This is a genomic window from Ruminococcus sp. HUN007, assembly GCF_000712055.1.
Taxonomy (GTDB): Bacteria; Bacillota; Clostridia; order Oscillospirales; family Ruminococcaceae; genus HUN007.
Genome location: NZ_JOOA01000002.1, coordinates 1,613,631 through 1,631,819, shown reverse-complemented (window position 1 = coordinate 1,631,819; position 18,189 = coordinate 1,613,631). Strand labels below are relative to the sequence as shown.

Annotated in this window: 16 protein-coding genes and 1 pseudogene; 9 read left to right on the top strand and 8 right to left on the bottom strand. The window is 41.6% G+C overall.

Annotated elements, in window-relative coordinates; all coding sequences use genetic code 11:
- Positions 1 to 84: 84 nt before the first annotated feature.
- Together CC97_RS11215 and CC97_RS11210 are read left to right on the top strand one after the other, a co-directional pair.
- Positions 85 to 639 carry an RNA polymerase sigma factor gene (locus CC97_RS11215; RefSeq protein WP_044975039.1) on the top strand — a complete coding sequence of 185 codons (555 nt, stop codon included), beginning with the start codon at positions 85 to 87 and terminating at the stop codon, positions 637 to 639.
- Positions 626 to 1,555 carry a dockerin type I domain-containing protein gene (locus CC97_RS11210; RefSeq protein WP_044975038.1) on the top strand — a complete coding sequence of 310 codons (930 nt, stop codon included), beginning with the start codon at positions 626 to 628 and terminating at the stop codon, positions 1,553 to 1,555. Before CC97_RS11215 ends, CC97_RS11210 begins: the two co-directional genes overlap by 14 nt.
- A 552-nt stretch (positions 1,556 to 2,107) precedes the next feature.
- On the opposite strand, the gene CC97_RS11200 is transcribed toward CC97_RS11210, so the two are convergent.
- Complete coding sequence (locus tag CC97_RS11200) at positions 2,108 to 2,593, bottom strand: GNAT family N-acetyltransferase (protein ID WP_044975036.1); 486 nt, start codon at positions 2,591 to 2,593, stop codon at positions 2,108 to 2,110.
- Positions 2,594 to 2,748: 155 nt separating this feature from the next.
- The gene (locus CC97_RS11195) at positions 2,749 to 3,411 is read right to left on the bottom strand and encodes an N-acetyltransferase (RefSeq protein ID WP_044975035.1); all 663 of its coding nucleotides are present in this window, start codon (positions 3,409 to 3,411) and stop codon (positions 2,749 to 2,751) included.
- Between the two features lie 474 nt (positions 3,412 to 3,885).
- On the opposite strand from CC97_RS11195, the gene CC97_RS11190 reads away from it, so the two are divergent.
- The 4 genes from CC97_RS11190 to CC97_RS11175 all read left to right on the top strand — a co-directional run bounded on the left by CC97_RS11190 (position 3,886) and on the right by CC97_RS11175 (position 8,112).
- Positions 3,886 to 4,257: a hypothetical protein gene (locus tag CC97_RS11190; protein WP_044973469.1), complete on the top strand. Its 372-nt coding sequence runs from the start codon at positions 3,886 to 3,888 to the stop codon at positions 4,255 to 4,257.
- A gap of 20 nt (positions 4,258 to 4,277) precedes the next feature.
- Positions 4,278 to 6,035, top strand: coding sequence for a transposase (locus CC97_RS11185; RefSeq protein ID WP_044973470.1), 1,758 nt, complete (start codon positions 4,278 to 4,280; stop codon positions 6,033 to 6,035).
- Between the two features lie 608 nt (positions 6,036 to 6,643).
- Positions 6,644 to 7,762, top strand: a complete 1,119-nt coding sequence (locus CC97_RS11180; RefSeq protein ID WP_156036889.1) for a hypothetical protein — start codon at positions 6,644 to 6,646, stop codon at positions 7,760 to 7,762.
- A gap of 59 nt (positions 7,763 to 7,821) precedes the next feature.
- A complete protein-coding gene (locus CC97_RS11175; protein ID WP_156036888.1) occupies positions 7,822 to 8,112 on the top strand; it encodes a hypothetical protein in 291 nt (96 codons plus the stop codon).
- Between the two features lie 276 nt (positions 8,113 to 8,388).
- Here CC97_RS11175 and ilvA read toward each other — a convergent pair whose 3' ends face one another.
- Positions 8,389 to 9,579, bottom strand: coding sequence for a threonine ammonia-lyase (gene ilvA / locus CC97_RS11170; RefSeq protein WP_044976992.1), 1,191 nt, complete (start codon positions 9,577 to 9,579; stop codon positions 8,389 to 8,391).
- Between the two features lie 712 nt (positions 9,580 to 10,291).
- On the opposite strand from ilvA, the gene CC97_RS11165 reads away from it, so the two are divergent.
- The 3 genes from CC97_RS11165 to CC97_RS11155 all read left to right on the top strand — a co-directional run bounded on the left by CC97_RS11165 (position 10,292) and on the right by CC97_RS11155 (position 13,978).
- The gene (locus tag CC97_RS11165) at positions 10,292 to 10,849 is read left to right on the top strand and encodes a sigma-70 family RNA polymerase sigma factor (protein WP_044975032.1); all 558 of its coding nucleotides are present in this window, start codon (positions 10,292 to 10,294) and stop codon (positions 10,847 to 10,849) included.
- A 13-nt stretch (positions 10,850 to 10,862) separates the two neighbouring features.
- Positions 10,863 to 12,035 carry a leucine-rich repeat domain-containing protein gene (locus CC97_RS11160; RefSeq protein WP_044975031.1) on the top strand — a complete coding sequence of 391 codons (1,173 nt, stop codon included), beginning with the start codon at positions 10,863 to 10,865 and terminating at the stop codon, positions 12,033 to 12,035.
- A gap of 200 nt (positions 12,036 to 12,235) precedes the next feature.
- The gene (locus tag CC97_RS11155; RefSeq protein WP_044975030.1) at positions 12,236 to 13,978 is read left to right on the top strand and encodes a leucine-rich repeat protein; all 1,743 of its coding nucleotides are present in this window, start codon (positions 12,236 to 12,238) and stop codon (positions 13,976 to 13,978) included.
- 156 nt (positions 13,979 to 14,134) lie between these two features.
- Here CC97_RS11155 and CC97_RS11150 read toward each other — a convergent pair whose 3' ends face one another.
- The 5 genes and pseudogenes from CC97_RS11150 to CC97_RS21045 all read right to left on the bottom strand — a co-directional run.
- Positions 14,135 to 15,220: a D-alanyl-D-alanine carboxypeptidase gene (locus CC97_RS11150; protein ID WP_049962853.1), complete on the bottom strand. Its 1,086-nt coding sequence runs from the start codon at positions 15,218 to 15,220 to the stop codon at positions 14,135 to 14,137.
- A 27-nt stretch (positions 15,221 to 15,247) separates the two neighbouring features.
- Positions 15,248 to 16,372: a CPBP family intramembrane glutamic endopeptidase gene (locus tag CC97_RS11145; protein ID WP_044975029.1), complete on the bottom strand. Its 1,125-nt coding sequence runs from the start codon at positions 16,370 to 16,372 to the stop codon at positions 15,248 to 15,250.
- Positions 16,369 to 17,034, bottom strand: coding sequence for a hypothetical protein (locus CC97_RS11140; protein ID WP_044975028.1), 666 nt, complete (start codon positions 17,032 to 17,034; stop codon positions 16,369 to 16,371). The genes CC97_RS11145 and CC97_RS11140 overlap by 4 nt, the downstream gene beginning before the upstream one ends.
- 16 nt (positions 17,035 to 17,050) lie before the next feature.
- Positions 17,051 to 17,722 carry a uracil-DNA glycosylase gene (locus tag CC97_RS21050; RefSeq protein WP_044976990.1) on the bottom strand — a complete coding sequence of 224 codons (672 nt, stop codon included), beginning with the start codon at positions 17,720 to 17,722 and terminating at the stop codon, positions 17,051 to 17,053.
- Between the two features lie 24 nt (positions 17,723 to 17,746).
- Positions 17,747 to 18,178, bottom strand: a pseudogene (locus CC97_RS21045) (nucleoside deaminase); the annotation flags it as partial.
- Positions 18,179 to 18,189 lie beyond the last annotated feature (11 nt).

The window sequence follows — 18,189 nt, the reverse complement described above, 5'->3', positions numbered from 1 at the left end:
AGGATACTATATAATAGGTAAGAGACGTATTATAATGAGTAAATGCGGGATTATAATACATTTGAAAGGAGATTTGAGATTATTATGGACAACGGGGCAGTGTATTACCGCCGTTTCCTTGAAGGTGACAGAGATGCCATTATCGATATAATAGCTGATTACAGAGAAGGCCTTGTTCTCTTTATTAACAGCATTGTTGATGATTTCTGCGCTGCCGAGGAACTTGCCGAGGACACTTTCGTAAAACTATGTGCTGACAGGCCGAAGTTTTCGGAGAAGTGTTCTTTTAAAACATGGATCTATACGATAGGGAAGAATATTGCATTCAATAGTCTGAAGAAAAAGTCAAGACATCCTGAAGAATCTATAGATGACTTTTACAGCATAGCTGATAAAGAAAATATTGAACGAAACTATATCAAAGATGAAGAAAAAAGACATCTTCTAAGAGCAATGGAAAAACTGAAGGATGATTATAAACAGGTCTTGTATCTTGTGTTTTTTGAAGGATTCAGTAATCCGGAAGCGGCTGCGATCATGAAAAAAACAGAACGGCAGATAAGAAATCTGCTGTATCGCGCAAAAGAATCGCTGCGAAATATTTTAGAAAAGGAGGGGTTCAGTTATGAGGGAATATGATGAAACTACATTGAAAATAGCCGAAAGAGTACTTAAAAGAAGTGACGAAATAATCAGACAGCGTCAGGAACAGGCTAATAAGTCAGATAAAACTGATAATAAGCAGAATATTACCTACGATACATCAGTAGTTGAACAGGGTCAGTCAAAATCACCTAAGATCCGTCATATTTACACTGCACTAGCTTTTTGTGCCGGTATTGTATTATGCCTTGGGCTCATGAAATTTATCGAATACACAAATGAACTCATTTCTGGTGATAATGATCAGAATAAAGTTTCAGAGACCACTTCTGAAACTGAAGATACCACAACTAGTGCAACAATTGTGAATGAAGCCGTAATTGTAAATGACACTTCAGCAGTTTCATCAGAAGTTTCTGTGACTGAACCTGTAAGTGATACACTGACTGCTTTGCCTTCATCTGAATCGGCATCCGAAGCTAAAACCGTTAATGCTGATACAGATAAACCGTCAGTTACACAAAAGTCTGTTGCTGATGTACATGTAAATGATAATAAAGAAAAGCCTGAAAATACAGTAGCAGAAGCTAAAGTTGTTACCTCAAAACCTGAAGTTACTACCCAGGAACCTGAAACAGAAGCTGTAACAATTCCTGTTACTACTGTAAAACCAGTTCTGCAGCCGACTATGTGCGGAGATGTCAACGGCGATAATATTATTGATATTGAAGATGCTGTTCTGGTACGTAACTATGTTAATTATTTTGAAGGAACATCATGGGTGGAATTTTATAAAAAACAAAAAGACGTTGATCCTAAATTTGCTGAACAGGCGCTTGCAAATGCAGATGCTTACAGACCGTCTGATAATAGAGAAATAACATCTGAAGACGCAGAAGCAATCATGGGTTATATTAATGGTGAATATTTAATTCCGACAAATGATCTTTAACGCTGATTTATAAAAACAGCACCTTATCGGATGGCATGATCAAGGGAAAACGGAGGATAAGAAAATGGCGATGTTAGTCAATTTAACAGCAGTAAAGTACTGCGCTTTCTGTAAATACTGGTGGGATCCGGCATGTCAGTATATTAAGCCGAATATAAACACGCAGTGGTATCTCGAACCATCCGGCCGCTGCAGATGTATCAAAAGGGGCACTGATACATCCGCAAATCAGACTTGTCAGAATTTCAAATGTAAAATTGATTTGAAATAAAGATAAAAAAACCAACGGCAGCACATCGATCGTCATGATCAGTGTGCTGCCGTTTTCGATTTTAATAATTATTTTTTGACAAAATCACTTGAATACTATATAATATGTTTGAGACATATCGTAATAAGTAAACTCAGGAAACCGGATAACTCATCAGTCATAAACTTATCGTGTACAATCATTCACACGTACACTTCGATCCGTCGTTCATTCCGCCGGAGCTGATAAGGTGATATATCTAAAAAAGCAGCATGCTTGCGTGCTGTTTCCGTAAATGGTCGTTATAAATCACATACCATTATGTACTCCTCGTCATTTTCATCCACGGTTTTAAAGCCAACATTTCGGTACATTCTCACCGCATAGTTGGCTTTCTGCACTGCCAGTGATGCGCGTTTATATCCCTGTGCTTTCAGCACATCAAGCATTTCCTTCATAAGTTCCGTTCCGATGCCCTGTCCGCGGTATTCCTTGTACAGAGAAATCGCAAAAGATGGAGTTTCGTCATCCACATGGCCGTAATCATCCATGATACGTGTCCAGACTGCACCGACAACTTTGCCGTTAAATTCGGCCACAAGACAGTTGTCACCCCTGCGGGATCCGAAATCATCTGTATAGACTCTCAGTTCGGGATTTTCAATAATATCTCTTTCCGGAGGTTTCACGCCTTCCGGAATAAATATGGCTTCATAGAGAAAATCTTTCAGCAGTTCAGTTTCATTAGTTCTGAGTTTCCTTATAATATACGCTTTGTCCTTGGTCATATCTTTTCTCCTGTTCGTGTTTTTCATAAATGTGATGTATCGTTTGAATTACAGTGAACGCATGCAGATTTTTATGTTTACTATACAAGAACAGTCCGGCTTACAGTGAAACCGGACTGTTCTCTTTTTTCAGACAGATAACACGTAATCTGGTATTACCACGTTATCGCCGAATGACTGTGAATATAGAATTCTTCCTGACTTGGCTGCCAGCCGGCTTCCTTTGGCGGGAAAAGCTTGTCGAATTCCGTAACTGCGGCTTCGTCATCGCATGGAGTATCTACATCACTTGGACGATAGAACCACTTTCTGCCGTCGAGGGCACCTTCTTTAAGTTCCTTTACAAGAAGAGCGGCAGGGAAAAATCCTTCACCTTCGCCGAAGCATACATTGTACTTTCTGCAGCTTCTGTAGCCGCGGGAAACGTAGTTATCAGGATTTCCAAAGTTTATAACAACGTCAAATCCCATTGACTCTGCGATTTTAAAAGTATGTTCAAGAAGGGCTTTTCCGAATCCTTTACGCTGATACTCAGGGAGTACACACAGCGGCCCCATAGTAATGATATTTTTCTCATTACCCTGTTCATCGACGAGCTTTGATCTGCAGTACATAACATTGGCGATCACTTTGCCGTCAAGCTCGATGACATAATCAAGTTCCGGTATGAAATCCCTGTGACTTCTCATGATGTGTACGAAGTAATGCTCAAAACAGCCGGGTGTGTTAAGATTCCAGAAAGCCTCACGGGTAAGGTTTTCCGTTTCGCGGTAGTCGTTTTCTGTTTCTCTGCGGATAATATAGTCATATTTATTCATTGTTTTTTCCTCCTGAAATAGTTTGACCGGACTACGGAGGCTTACTGTTAGATAGTTTCGCAAACCTCCGTTTACGCTGCTATCTCAGGTCTGTTATTATTGTTCAAACAACAATCTCCTTTTAAAATATGTTTGTCACATTCAGATATTCCGTACCTGATGTGCACACTACTATTATATCACTAATTTTGCCTGAATACAAATAAAAAAAGTATCATGCATCGCGATGCATGATACTATCGAACAGCTGCCGAAGGCAGCGTTACTATTCACGGCCAAATAATGTAAAATAGAAAAATGATAATGGTGCTGAAAACATTGAAAATGCGATGTTTTCAGCACTGTTTTTTTACGTAAAAAAAGTACAAAAAAGCATAGTGGTATTTGTTTAAATAGATACCAATAAAACTATTGACATTTTCGTTGGTATGTGATATAATAATAAGTACCAAGTGTAGAAAGGAAGCTGAAATCATGTCGATTGTACGCTACACAGATAAGAAAACCGGAAGAGTGGTTCTTTATGAATCAACATCACACTACGACCCTGTAACCAAACAATCAAGACCAATACGCAAGTATCTTGGAGTGGAAGATCCGGTAACGGGAGAACTGATACCGTCTACAGGAAAGCCGGGACGAAAGGCTAAATCAGAATCAAATAGCAATACTGTTGAAACGAAGGTAACAGCAGAACCGGATTACAAGGAAATCATAAAAAAACTAAAAGAAGAAAGTATACAGAAAGATAAAAGAATCAGCGAACTTGAAAAACAAAATGCTATTCTTAAAAATCACTTACTGAACATAAAGGAATCAGCAGAAAGAGCGCTGGAACAGAAATAAAACAGAACAGGAAGCAAGCTATGAACAGGCAGTTTTTTATCAATACATCATTACAATATGAAAATAAAAGACTTAAACGTCTGGTAAAAGAATTTGAAAATGGTGAGAGATATAAAAAACTGCAGCATAATCATCATCTCATATATCTTGGATATCAGAGGCGGATAAAACAGCTTTGCAGACAAGTTCGGTCATCAAAAAATGCAGTGAAGAAAGTACGCGATATCTGGTATGAACAGCTTGTAATTGAATGCGAAAATCACACCAAAGAGCTTGATGAAAAGATAGATACAATCTGTAAATTAAGACAGGAAAACTATGATTTGTTCTGTGAGTATCAAAAAAAGCTTGCTAAGAAGGACGAAGAATATCAAAAAGCACTTGACGAGAAAGACACCATAATAGAAACACTTAAAGCCGAGATCCGGCATATGAAAGCGGTACAGGACAGAGATGGAACCAATACATCTCTGCCTACATCGCAGACACCAATCGGGAAATCAAAAGCAAGACCAAACAGCAGAGAAGAAACCGATAATTCCAAAGGAGGCCAAACAGGGCATAAAAGATCAGAGCTTGAACCACCTGCAGAAGAAGCAATAACTGATATAACGGAACATTGTTTAACTGAAGATGACTGTTGTCCGAAATGCAAAAAAGATGAGTTTGAATATACCGGAAAAACAGAAAATCGCTATGAAATAGAAGTAGAAGTTAAAGTAAAGAGGGTGAAGCATAAGTATTACGTCTACAAATGTAAGAATTGCGGGACCCTGGTGATCAGCAGAACGGCACCTGAAAAAAGAACGAAAGTAAGATATGGAGCAAACGTACAGGCAATGATACTTGTTTTGCTGAATATTATGAATTCGTCAATAAATAAGGTTCCTGTATTCTTTCAGGGCATAACAAACGGAGAGATCAGTCCGAGTGAAGGGTATGTAGCTAAAGTACAGGCCAGAGCCGCCAAAGCACTGGCAGTTTTTCATAATGATTTGCGAAGGGAGTTACTTAAAAGACTGCTCATTTACTGGGATGATACCGTGGTTTACGCCGATACCAAAAGAATCTGCCTGAGATTTTACGGAGACGAAAGAATCGCGTTCTTTGCAGCCCATGAAAACAAAGATATGAACGGAATTCTTCTGGATGGAATACTTGAAAATCTTTCTGCTGAAACATCTGTTATGCATGATCATAACAGCATCAATTACAATGAACGTTTTGTGTTCATAAATATTGAGTGTAATGCACATTTGCAGCGCGATCTTCAGAAACTTGCAGATGAAACCAATCATGAAGTACTGCTTGAAATAAAAGCATTGATATCAGCAACGATAAAAGACCGAAAGAATCTGATACAAGCAGGAACAACACGATTTGATGATGGATATCTTGAAAATTTTGAAAGCAAGCTTACAGAACTTCTGCAAAGAGCAGAAACGCTGGCAGAAGCGAATACATCAAAATATTCAGGCGGTCCGGAACGCGCTCTGATACGCAGAATCATAAAATATCGCAGCAATTACTTCGCCTGGGTATATGATTTCAGTCTGCCTACAACAAATAATCTCTCAGAACGAGCACTACGTGGGACGAAAACAAAAATGAAGGTGTCAGGTCAGTTCGCATCTTCAAAAACAGCAAATAACTATGCAATGATTCGTACATACATTGAAACATGCCGAAGAAATGGAATCAACGAATATGATGCATTAACAAGATTATGTGATGGTAACCCATATACTGTCGAAGAAATATTTGCTGAATGTGAATAATAAAAAATACAGCACCACCAGGCCGGTAATAAAACCGGTCCAGTGGTGTTGTTTTCTTTTGTACTGGGAAAATTAGGTCGTGAATAGTAACAAGGCAGCTCACCTTTTCATTTTCATCACTTAAGCACCTTGACAAATGCTTTTGGAGAATGTTATAATCAATATATTTTTAAAAGACAAACGAATAAAAATTCTTGCAAGTTCTGATATGAGCTTATCGATTTGTACTGCCAATATGTTTTCGGAAAGGAGATGCCACAGTGGGAAATTTCTACACATCCACACAAATATTAAACGACGAACTGTTAAGTAAAGAAGATTTTCTTAAGAAATTCCGCGATATGATGAAACGCGAGGGTTATGAAACCTGCGAAGATGAAGATGAAGGTGAAATCAGATATTCTTTTTCGTTTTCAGATGAAAAAGGATGCAGATGGGCGACGTTATACTCAGAAAGTTACGAAGAAGGAAATCAGACTGCGAAGCGTGACACCGCACGAATCTCAAATATGCTCGGAACATTCTGCATAAATACAACAGTTATAGACAGTGACTGTGCGATACTTGAACTTTATGACAGGAACGGAAGCAGGGCGGATACTCTTGTTATGGGCAGAGCTGATGATTATTTCGGTGACAATATACCGGAACCGGAAAAATCATTGTGGGAGCCTCTTTTGAATAAAGGTGTTAGCTGGGAACAGTTCTTTGAGATTGTTCATGGAGATTATGTGTTTGTTGAGGACGGACTTGCAAGGCTGTCAACTGCTTTAAATAGTGGCTCGATGTTTAATGAAGTAATTGAATCTGATTGCAGCATAGCTTTTGAGAAAGCAAGACCGAAGATCACTGTTACAAACAGCAAGCTGGAAAAGAAATTATCGATCAATTCAGCGTTTAAGCAAGTTTTTTGGAAAAATTTAAAGTCGAGAGGCTTTGTTCAGCTGAAAAACAGTAAATTTGTATTTGGCAGAGTAATTGGCGGAGAAATATTGCAGGTAGTTACTATCAGAACTAAAAAAGAAATAGGTCGTACTGTTTACTCTGTGTGCGGCGGTATTTCTACAGTTTATCGTAAAGCTATAGATTTAAATGAAACAGTAGAGCAGGCACTTCAGTCGTGGCTTCATATGACATCAACATTCTATTTAAATAATCTTCCGGATGATTATTGTTTGCAAAATGACTGGAAAATCGGTGAGCAATATGTAGAACAAGATGCTTCAAATGAGGATATCATTAATACAATGCAAATGTCATATGATTATTTTGAGAAATGGATGCTTCCAGAATTTGATCGTATTAAAACACTTGCAGATGCTGCTTTGTATATGCTGATATATAATCTCGGATTTGTCAGGTTTAATAAAGAAAGATTTGATAAGGGATTAATTTTCAACTCAGATGAAACTTTGATTTTGCTAAAAATTGAAAATCTTGATATGCTATTGAAAGAGTATGAAAAATATCTAATCAGAAGAAATGAATTTTATTTGGAAATAATGAACAACCTGACAGAGTGTTTTAATGTTCCGGAACGACTGGCTGAATTATCGGATAAGATTGATCAGCTTGTTCAGGATGATAGCTATGCATTAAAATGCGAGGCGTATAAAAATAAAAACAAACAGATACTACGATTTCGAATGATTGTAACAATTGTGAATTACTATTCCGATTTGAAAAATCGTTTGAATATGCAAATAAATGGATGTTGCCAGTACTGAATGAAGTGACAGATACTTTTTCGGCTGTTGAATACTTTTTAAAATATTCCGGATCGTGTTTGTATTTTAAAGAAGATGCATTTCAAAAAGGCAATTATCTTCCTTCAAATGAATCTTTGATGCTTGCGAGGATAAAACAAGTTGATTCATTAATTCAAAACTATGAGGATTATTTAGTGAGATATAATAAATTCATGGATAGAATAAATCAGCCATTAAGAAAATATGATGTTTATAAAGCGGTAAGTGAACTGAGAGACAGAATTAATATAATAAACAGTGATGAAAAGTATATTCGCTTATTGGAAAAATGGGAATCTGATAATATTAAAATTCTGTGTGAATTATAATAGATCGTTTAGGGAAACGCTGATTTATTCATAAATCAGCGTGGGGGTCCGGGGCGAAGCAACGCAAATCCCACCTCCGGAAATCATCCGGCAAAGCCGGATTTTCGATTTAATCAGTGTTTCCTTAGAAAAACGGAACGTTAAGGAACTCCCCATGAGTGCAAAAAAAGCATCTGCAGAGTATGAGTATATGTGCGCATACTCTGCAGATGCTTTCTGTTTTCGCTGCCTTAAAAAATGTATCAGGCATTCATTCCGAAATTGCCAACCGAAAGATCAGACAAGCTTGAAATCAGCCTCGCGGAGGGAACGTGTGATAAGTTCAACGTGGTCGAAATCCCTTGTTTCCATGTTGATACGCAGGTAGCATCCGTTGACGCTTTCAGTTGCACCTTTTTCGTAGTGAACGCCGGTAACGTTGCCGCCGCAGTCGGCGATTATACGTGAGATCTCCTTAAGCTGGCCCGGTTTGTCGATAAGCTCGATAAGCAGACTTGTTGAACGTCCCGAGTTGAGAAGGCCGCGGTCGATAACTCTTGAAAGACTCGTAACGTCGATGTTTCCGCCGGATACTACTGCCACAACACGCTTGCCGTCAACGTCGAGTTTTCCGGACATTACTGCTGCAACTGCGGCAGCACCGGCGCCTTCTGCCACCATTTTCTGCTTTTCGATGAGTGCGAGGATGGCACTGGCGACTTCGTCGTCGCTTACGAGAACCAGTTCGTCAACATATTCGCTTACGAGGGAATACGTGTTTTCACCCGGCTGCTTTACAGCAATGCCGTCGGCGATAGTTGAAACGGATGACAGGCATTCGATCTGACCGTTTTTTACGGAATTGAACATGCTCGGGGCACCGGTCACCTGTACGCCGTACACCTTAACAGATGGTCTTATCTGTTTGACTGTGTAGGCTATACCGGAAATAAGTCCGCCGCCTCCGACCGGAACGACGATGGCATCGATATTGTCGATATCATTAAGTATCTCCAGAGCGATAGTTCCCTGTCCGGCGATAACATTTTCATCGTCAAAAGGATGGACGAATGTATATCCCTTTTCGTCACGGAGTTCAAGTGCTCTGCGGTATGCGTCGTCGTAGCATCCCTCCACAAGGCACACTTCCGCACCGAATCCTTTTGTCGCTTCTATTTTAGATATAGGTGCAGTGTCCGGCAGGCAGATGAGTGACTTTATTCCGTTTTTAGTTGCCGCAAGAGCAACGCCCTGCGCATGGTTTCCGGCCGAGCACGCGATTACGCCGTTCTTTTTTTCTTCAGGTGAGAGCATCGCGATCTTGTATGCAGCTCCGCGGATCTTGAACGATCCTGTGAACTGAAGGTTTTCCGGTTTAAGATAAAGCTCGCATTTCGGTGCAATACCGTGAGCTCTTACCAGATTTGTTTCCCTGATGATGTTTTTGAGCACTGTCTGTGCGTCGAATACCTTGTCGAGTGTAAGCATGATTATTCCGCCTTTCATTACTTCCAGATGTTTGCGGCACGGCATGTCTGTTCTGTATGTCAGTACAGTACAGACCGCATGCAGCAGTTGTGTGAAGCTCTGAGGCAAAAATAAAACCGCCTCAAAGCACGTATTAGCTTTGAGACGGGTATTTGTTCTTAATACTCGCGGTACCACTCAAATTGCGGATTCGATGATCCGCCACCTCTTCGAAGTCTGACAACTTCTATGCACTGACGCAGCATACACGTGAAACGCCTACTGGGTGTGAACCTTTGGGGTTTCCGGCTCGGAAGGGATGAGAAGCTCTGCAGTCCTTTACCGGTATCGCACCACCACCGGCTCTCTGAAAAATTCATCGCAGGTTCCGTCTTCGTCACAGCTTTTATTTGAAAATATTATAACACAGTAATATAATGCTGTCAAGCCAAATTTTCTGAGAAAATTATGCAATCCATCAAAAAATGTATCATGCATCGAGATGCATGATACTATCGAACAGCTGCCGAAGGCAGCTTTTTTCATCCGTATAAATTATTGACTTGCACTGTGAATTTGAATACAATATAATTGAATAAAGCTGAATGCGTATTTCGAACGAAAAAAGAAAAATAAAAAAAATTCAGAAAATCCTGTAACAATATTCGTTTTTTTCTGTCATTGAAGATGAAAGGATATTTCACCGGTAAAATATTTTGATCTGGAGAGCATTATGGAAGACAAAGAGATAATATCCCTGTATAATGAAAGATCTGAGAATGCGATCAGAGAGACTGATAACAAGTACGGTACGTATTTAAGAAAGATATCGGACAACATTCTCGGAGACAGGGGAGATACTGAGGAATGTATGAATGACAGTTATCTCAAAGTGTGGAATTCAATACCGCCGCAGGTTCCGAAGATACTGAAGGCGTTTGTTGCGAGGATCACCAGAAATACTGCACTCAATATCTATGAAAAAAGAAAAGCTTCCAAAAGATGCGCCTCTGAGGTCGCCCTTTCACTTGAAGAACTTGAAGAATGTCTTGAAGGCAGGGACAACGTGGTGTCGGAGATAGAGCGAAAGGAAATTATGAAAGCTCTCGATGATTTTCTCGGAACCCTTGATAAGAAAAAAAGGATCTGTTTCGTGCAGAGATATTTCTATCTCGAATCGCTGGATGATATTGCGGGGCGGAACGATATTTCCGGGGCAGCTCTCAGGACCATGCTTTGCAGGACCAGAACAGAACTGAAAGAATTCTTGAAAAAACGCGGACTATTCTGACAGGAGTAAGAAGATGAGTGATAATACAAAACAAAGCGATGTGATCCTGAAAAGTTTCGGAGACATATCTGAAAAGTACATAGCTGAAGCTGATCCGGAAAAGAAAAGCGGAGGGAAAAATAAAAACAGAATATTTTTTATCTGTGCCGGATATGCCGCTGCGGTCCTGTTACTCATTACAGCCAATCTTCCTGAAAGAAGCGAAGACGGCAATTTCACACCGGTGATAACAAGCATTACAGTTGCTGACAGTTTGATGGCGGAAGAAACTTCAGGTACTTCTGTTACTCCGGTCAGAGTTTCTGAAACGACAGTGATCACGGAAAATACGGTCTGTATTCCAGTCGAAGGAACGCCAGGAACCAGTATCAGTACAGATGTTACTGAGTCTCGTGACGAGGGAATCAGGAAAAACGAAGAGAATAATGGAATATCAGCCGACGAACGTCAGAATACTGAGCCGATGACTGAAAAACCGGATGAACCAAAAGAAACATATATCGTAACAGAATCACATGAAAGCAGATCAGAAAACAGTGATCAGTATTCCGGAGCATACGGAAAAAATATGAACTGGAATTACGATTCCGGAAACAGGACTCTTACCATAAGCGGATCCGGTTTTATGGAACCGGAAGATGATGAGATATTCACTGACGGGAAACGGTTTAGCTGGGTCAGTGATGCGGAACATGTGGTGGTCTCTGAAGGAGTGGAATCCATAGGTGCAGATACATTCTGTAAATTTGTTTCTTTAAAGACAGTCTCGCTTCCGGACAGTCTGAAAAAGATCGGAAGTGATTCATTCAGAAACTGTGTTTCTCTTGAAAATGTCATCATTCCGTCAGGTGTAACTGAGATAGAAACGGGTGCATTCATGAACTGTAACTCTCTTAAGTCGGTAAATATACCTGAGGGTATTGATGCAATCAGGAGCGAAACGTTTAAGGGATGCTGCTCACTGAAAACTGTAGTTATACCGGAAAGTACCGCAAAGATAGAAGACAATGCTTTTCAGAACTGCCTGATGCTCAGAGAAGCGGTTATTTACGGACATTCGGTAAGTTTCGGAAGTCTTGTTTTTGACCCTCAGGAGGACAACAGTATGCTGGTTATAAAAGGCTATGAAGACACACGTGAATATGCTTTGCAGAATGGTCTTGAATACGAACAGATCGAAGACTGAACTTAAGGATACACTGATTAAATCGGAAATCCGGCTTCGCCGGATTTCCGGAGGTGGTATTTGCGGGGCTTCGCCCCGGACCCCGCGCTGATTTATGAATAAATCAGCGTTTCCTTAAGCGGACGTGGCCGTGAAGATCATATGTTCAGTGTTCCACGGGAAGATGAAATATATATGGTAAAATGAAAAGAGGTACAAAGATGAAAAACGCAGAATTAAGAAGAATTTTCGCGACAGCGGCTGCACTTGTAATGGCCGCCGGAACAACTGTTACTGCATTTGCTGAAGAAACTGCCGATCTTACCGCAGCTTCTCAGAGCAGTGCGGAAGAGGCAGAAAAATCAGATTATACAGGCAGTTTCGGAAAAGATGTAAAATGGGAGTATGACCCGGAAAGCAAAACTCTCACTGTAAGCGGAAACGGTAAGATGATGAGTGAGAACGGAGACGAAAATGCAAAGCCGTTTTACAAAGCACATAAATGGGCTGCAGAAGTCGAAAAAATTGTGATCGGAGACGGTGTTGAATCCATAGCAGACGGTGCATTTGAAAAATTCACATCACTTAAGTCTGTGGTGATTCCGGAAAGTGTGAAGGAGCTTGGACGCGGTTCGTTCCGTAACTGTATTTCACTTGAAGAGATAGATCTGCCGTCAAAAATTACCGTGATCCAGAACGGAGCATTCAGAAACTGTAACGAACTGCGTAATGTGACTTTTCCTGATGATCTTAAGGTTATTGAAAGTGAAGCTTTCAAGGGCTGCTGTTCACTTGAATCGATAGCTATTCCGTATGGTACGGTCATTATCGGGAAGCAGGCTTTCAGAAACTGTCTTAAACTCAGAAAGATCAGCCTTCCGGAAACCATCGACACATACGGTGAAGATGTATTTGACTGGACGGAGGATAATGAATATCTGAAGATAATTGCTGACGGGGCTAACGGACGCAGCTATGCTTACAGAAATGCCTGCCTCAGATTTGTAGTGGATGGCGTGGAATGTACTGAAACTTCGGGTATATGCGGTGATTCAGCATACTGGTCGTATGACGAGGATACAGGCACTTATACTATAACTGGTACTGGTGATGTTTATGATGTGATTTTTAACAGCGAATGGGTGGCAGATGTAAAGAATGTTGTTATAGAAGAAGGCATTACAACGGTCGGACATGGTTTTGGATGTAATTTTGAGTCACTGGAGTCTATTTCGTTTCCGGAAAGCTTTGAAGGTTTTGAAGGCTTTAATAATATGCGCCCTAACGCTGAACTGAGCAGTACAGCACTTACATCTGTTGATCTGCCGGATAAAATGACTGTTATTCATTGCGGCATGCTGGAGCACTGTGAAAAACTTAAAGAAGTAAAGCTTCCGGCAGAGCTGAAGACCATTGAAGAATTTGCGTTTTTAGGCTGTTTATCACTCGAAAGCATTGTTATACCTGAAAAAACTGAGAAAATAGGTGAATTTGCTTTTGACAGCTGTGGACTTAAGACTGTTACAATATTAAGCGACAACGTCGATATAGTGGATTCAGCGTTTTATTTATGCCCTCGGTCAATGGTTATCCGTGCTCACAGGGGATCGACTGCGGAAAAATATGCTTTGGATCGTGATATTAAGTTTGAAGCGCTCGAAGAAGAGAAAACTTCAGAAGTGACAGTGGAAAAGGCGCTTGCAGCGGAAGCAGATACGACAGTGCAGGAAGATAATGCAGCAGCGCCGGCTGATAATGCGGAAGAATTTGTAATCGGCGACGGAAACGGAAGCGGAACTGTTGATATTTCAGATATTTCCGTACTTGCAATTGCACTCGTTGACGGCAGGAAACTTACCGATATACAGGAAAAGGCGCTTGATGTTGACGGCGACGCAGATGTTGATCTCGCTGACCTTGCAAAACTCAGACAGTACCTTTCAAAGAAAATCGAAAAGCTCTGATCATCTAAGGAAACACTGATTTCCGGAGGTGGGATTTGCGGAGCTTCGTCCCGGATCCACGCACTGATTTATGAATGAATCAGCATTTTCCTGATAAAACAAACAAAGGCATCACGCTGACCACAAAGATCAGCGTGATGCCTTTCTGTTTTTGTATTACTGTACCGCTTCGGTAACTTCAGGTTCTGCTGTTACTTCCGGTTTTAAGCTGTGTCCCGGGTCGATCACTGACCAGAAAAGTTTTGAAACATCATTGTATCGTACTTCAGCTGACGGAGCTTTCATTATTACGGATATAAGATCATGGTCGTTCTCAGATGCTGTGGCAACCATGCAGTAGCCGGCTTCGTCAAAAAATCCTGTTTTCAGTCCGTTTACAAACGGAAGGAAAAACTCGTCTTCAGGGTTTACAAGCGCATTTCCGTTTTCCCAGCTGTAGCTCTGACCTGTGGAGGTGGCAGCTTCATATTCCGCATGTGCACCTATCTCAGCGATGAGCGGATATTTTGCTGATCTTATTGCGATCTTCAGCATATCTTCCGGAGTTGTGTAGTGGTCCGGATCGTAGTATCCGTCCGGAACAACAAAATGCGAATTTTCCGCTCCGGCATCGAGTGCCTCATCGTTCATAAGAGCGGCGAAATATTTTACCGCATCTATGTTCGGCATGTTCGGATTGTTTGAGACTTTTCTTGCCGTGTTTACAGCTATTGTGTAGGCTGCGTCATTTCCCGAAGGAAGAAGCAGTCCGTAAAGTGCATCTTCAAGTGTTATCTTTGTGTCCTTTACAAGATATGCAAGACTGGATTCAGGCTGCAGCATATCAAGTTCAGATCCGACTGTAAGTTCATCTGAAGGTTCAAGATATCTGAGTGCTACACAGGCGGTGAGCACCTTGGTCATACTTGCCGGATAAAGATGCTTCTGCGGATTCTTGCTGAAAAGAACTTCGCCGGATGTCATGTCGTAAAGCACAGCTGCGTCTGAACGTATTACAGTGTAATCGATGCCCTGAAGCGGTGTGCGGGAATAGCGGAGACGTATTCCCGGTTTGTCGGCAACTGTGAAAGGTGCATCGGTCTGTACTGCTGCCGGATCGGCCTTTTCAGTTTCGTTTAATGCCGGTTTTTTCTTCAGTGCGAAAGGAAGAAAACAGACCATGAATATAATAAGGAAACCAACGAAAAATATTCTGTCAGTCCTTACTCTTCTTTTGACATTTGAATTTCTTTTTCTTTTCAATTAGTGACCTCTTTTTCCTGCGGCCGCTTACATGTACATAAAGTACAGAAGCTTAGCCAGTGATGTAAGTGCGTAAAGCGGGAACAGCAGAATGACAAATACGGATGTCAGAAGTATCGGAAGTGAACGTCTGCGCTGTTCCGGTTTGTTTTTCGGAAGCGGTTCCTTTATCATTCTGATAAAAGTGAATATGCCACCGAGTACCAGAGTTATTATCGTCCATACCCTGACAAGAAGCTCTCCCTGATCCCAGGCGAAAACACTGTAGACTGAAATGAGCATGCTGCTTATATTTACAGCCATGTGTATGAGTACTGACGGTATTACCGAGTTGTATTTTACTGTAGTGCTGCACAGAAGCAGTGACATGAGAAATGCAGGCAGCATTGCAGGAAGACTGCATGTGGCAAATGCACAAAGCATTGACGATGTTATTATTCCGAAACGCTGCGATGCCCTTGACAGATTTTTGAGTGCGATACCGCGGAAAATCAGTCCGTCAGCCAGAGGCACAACAACGCAGTTACACAGTGCAGCTGCTGCAACCAGTATCGGATCGCGATCAATATACAGCGCTGAAGGCATATATGTACCTGACTGGAACGGGTACGATAAGGTGATTATATTCGAAAGGGCAGCGACAAACATTCCCGTCATGAAGCAGAGAATTATGTCACTTGTTCGTACTGTCCGGCAGCCTTTCAGAAGATGTGCGGGTTTAAGTTCAGAAAAACGGCATCCCGCCAGGAACACTGACCCGGATGAAATTATCACTACAATGATCCTGAATGCATATTTTATAGTTTCATCTGAAAGCGCTGAATAGAAAAAATTAAGTCCCGGTGAAAGAAAATAGGCCAGAAGAGCCATAATAATGCTGAAGAGAAGAAGTGACGCTATTTCGATGAAAAGCTTTGAAATCAAAAGTATGCCGGTTATGTTGTAAAAATACCTGAGCTTTCTTTTTTCGTATGAGGAAGGCTTTTTTCTGCACTTTTCGTTTCTGAAGAAAAATGACGGTATGACGTGTGAATAGGATTCGCTGAAATCTCTGTTTTCTGTCTGGTTGCAGAAAGGATCCTTTTCGTCCGGTACTTCGCCTGTCTCAAATCTCTCAAAAAGATCGCTGTCATTTGATTCGGTGTAGATCATTGTTCACCTCCGTCGTCTGTGTCTGTTTCAGCCGGTGCTTCTGTTACATCCGGCCTTTCGGCAGGAGCGTAGCTTCCGGCATTTTCCGGATCATATCCGTCAGGCGGATAGTTGTCCAGATATCTGCACGGTATGTACAGGTCCTCATCTGTACGGTAGTAACCGGTGCTTGTCCTTGCTATAATATGAAATTCATATCCCGGATCATAGATCATTGCTTTTCCGGCATCTTCAAGTGCAGCGGAATATCCGGTACATACTGAAACAGCGTACATATATTTATCAAGGTTGATCTCAGTCCACGCTACGTAGGGGATAGCAGCATCTGCGCTGTAGTCGGGATCTCCGGCGTTTTCGAGCATACTGAGTTCGGCGGATTCGTCATCTTCATCATCCGGTTTTACCATGTTTTCCTTTGTAGGTTCAAAAACAAAGGTCACGGAAGAAGCAGTTCCTGTACCGGCCGCGGCGGTAAACACCGGACTTGTCACCGGCAGCGTCAGACTTTCATAAGCTTCAGTCTGGTTTTCAGTGACCTGCTCAGCTGATGTTACTGTTTCAGTGACCGTCGAATTGTCAGTTCTGCCGGTATTCTGCGTACTGCAGGCAGTTGTCAGACTGATCAGTGAAAATGCTGTCATTGCAGCAAGTGTTCTGTTCATTTTCAGATGCCTTTCGTCAGTCTATCGACCAGTTGACTGGTTCCATTCCGTTTGCTTCAAGAAATCTGTTCGTTTCCGCAAAGTGGCCGCAGCCAAAAAAACCGTGGTATGCGGAGAGCGGACTCGGATGAGCCGAGGCAAGTACAAGATGCTGTCTGCCTGTAATAAGTTTTCTCTTCGCTTTTGCGTTGTTTCCCCAGAGAAGGAAAACGACCGGCTTTTCACGTTCGTTGAGAAGCGAGATAACCCTGTCGGTGAAATGCTCCCAGCCCTTGTCCTTGTGACTGTTAGCCATTCCGCGGCGTACCGTGAGCACGGTGTTCAGCAGAAGCACGCCCGACTTTGCCCAGTTTGTCAGCTCGCCGTGTTTTCCGCTGTTGTCGATGCCGAGTTCGTCGTTTATTTCCTTAAAGATGTTTTTCAGTGACGGAGGCGGCTCAACGCCTTTTTTTACGGAAAATGAAAGTCCGTGTGCCTGGTTCGGCTCATGATACGGATCCTGTCCGAGTATCACAACTTTTACGTCTTCGTACGATGTGTATTTCATCGCATTGAAAATGTCGTACATATTCGGATAGATGGTCTGTGTCTTGTATTCATTTATTAAGAATTTTCTGAGATCCTGATAGTATTCTTTCTGAAACTCGTCCTTCAGGAGTTCGTCCCATTCATTTTCAAAGTTTACCATTTCTGCTCCTATATATTTCTGTATTTTTCTTATTCTTCTGAAAAAACTGCTTAAAAGCTCTCCGCATTCTTCTGCCAGTACTCCGCGTATTATCTCCGGTTTGTGATTGTACGGCATTTCAAACATCTGCTGTACCGAGAAGACCGAACCCGCTTTGCTGTCATCCGCACCGTAGATAACACGTTCAACACGGGAGTTTATTATTGCTCCGCAGCACATCGGACATGGTTCAAGTGTCACGTAAAGATCGCATCCGATAAGCCGCCAGCCACCGAGTTTTTTACAGGCTTCGTTTATTGCAATGAGCTCTGCGTGGGCAAGAGCGTTTTTATCTGACTCGCGGCGGTTGTATCCTTCTGCTATGATCTCGCCGGTATCACGCTTTACGACTACCGCACCGACTGGTATCTCACCCGTGGAACCTGCAAGTTCTGCAAGTTTCACGGCTCTTTTCATGTATCTTTCCA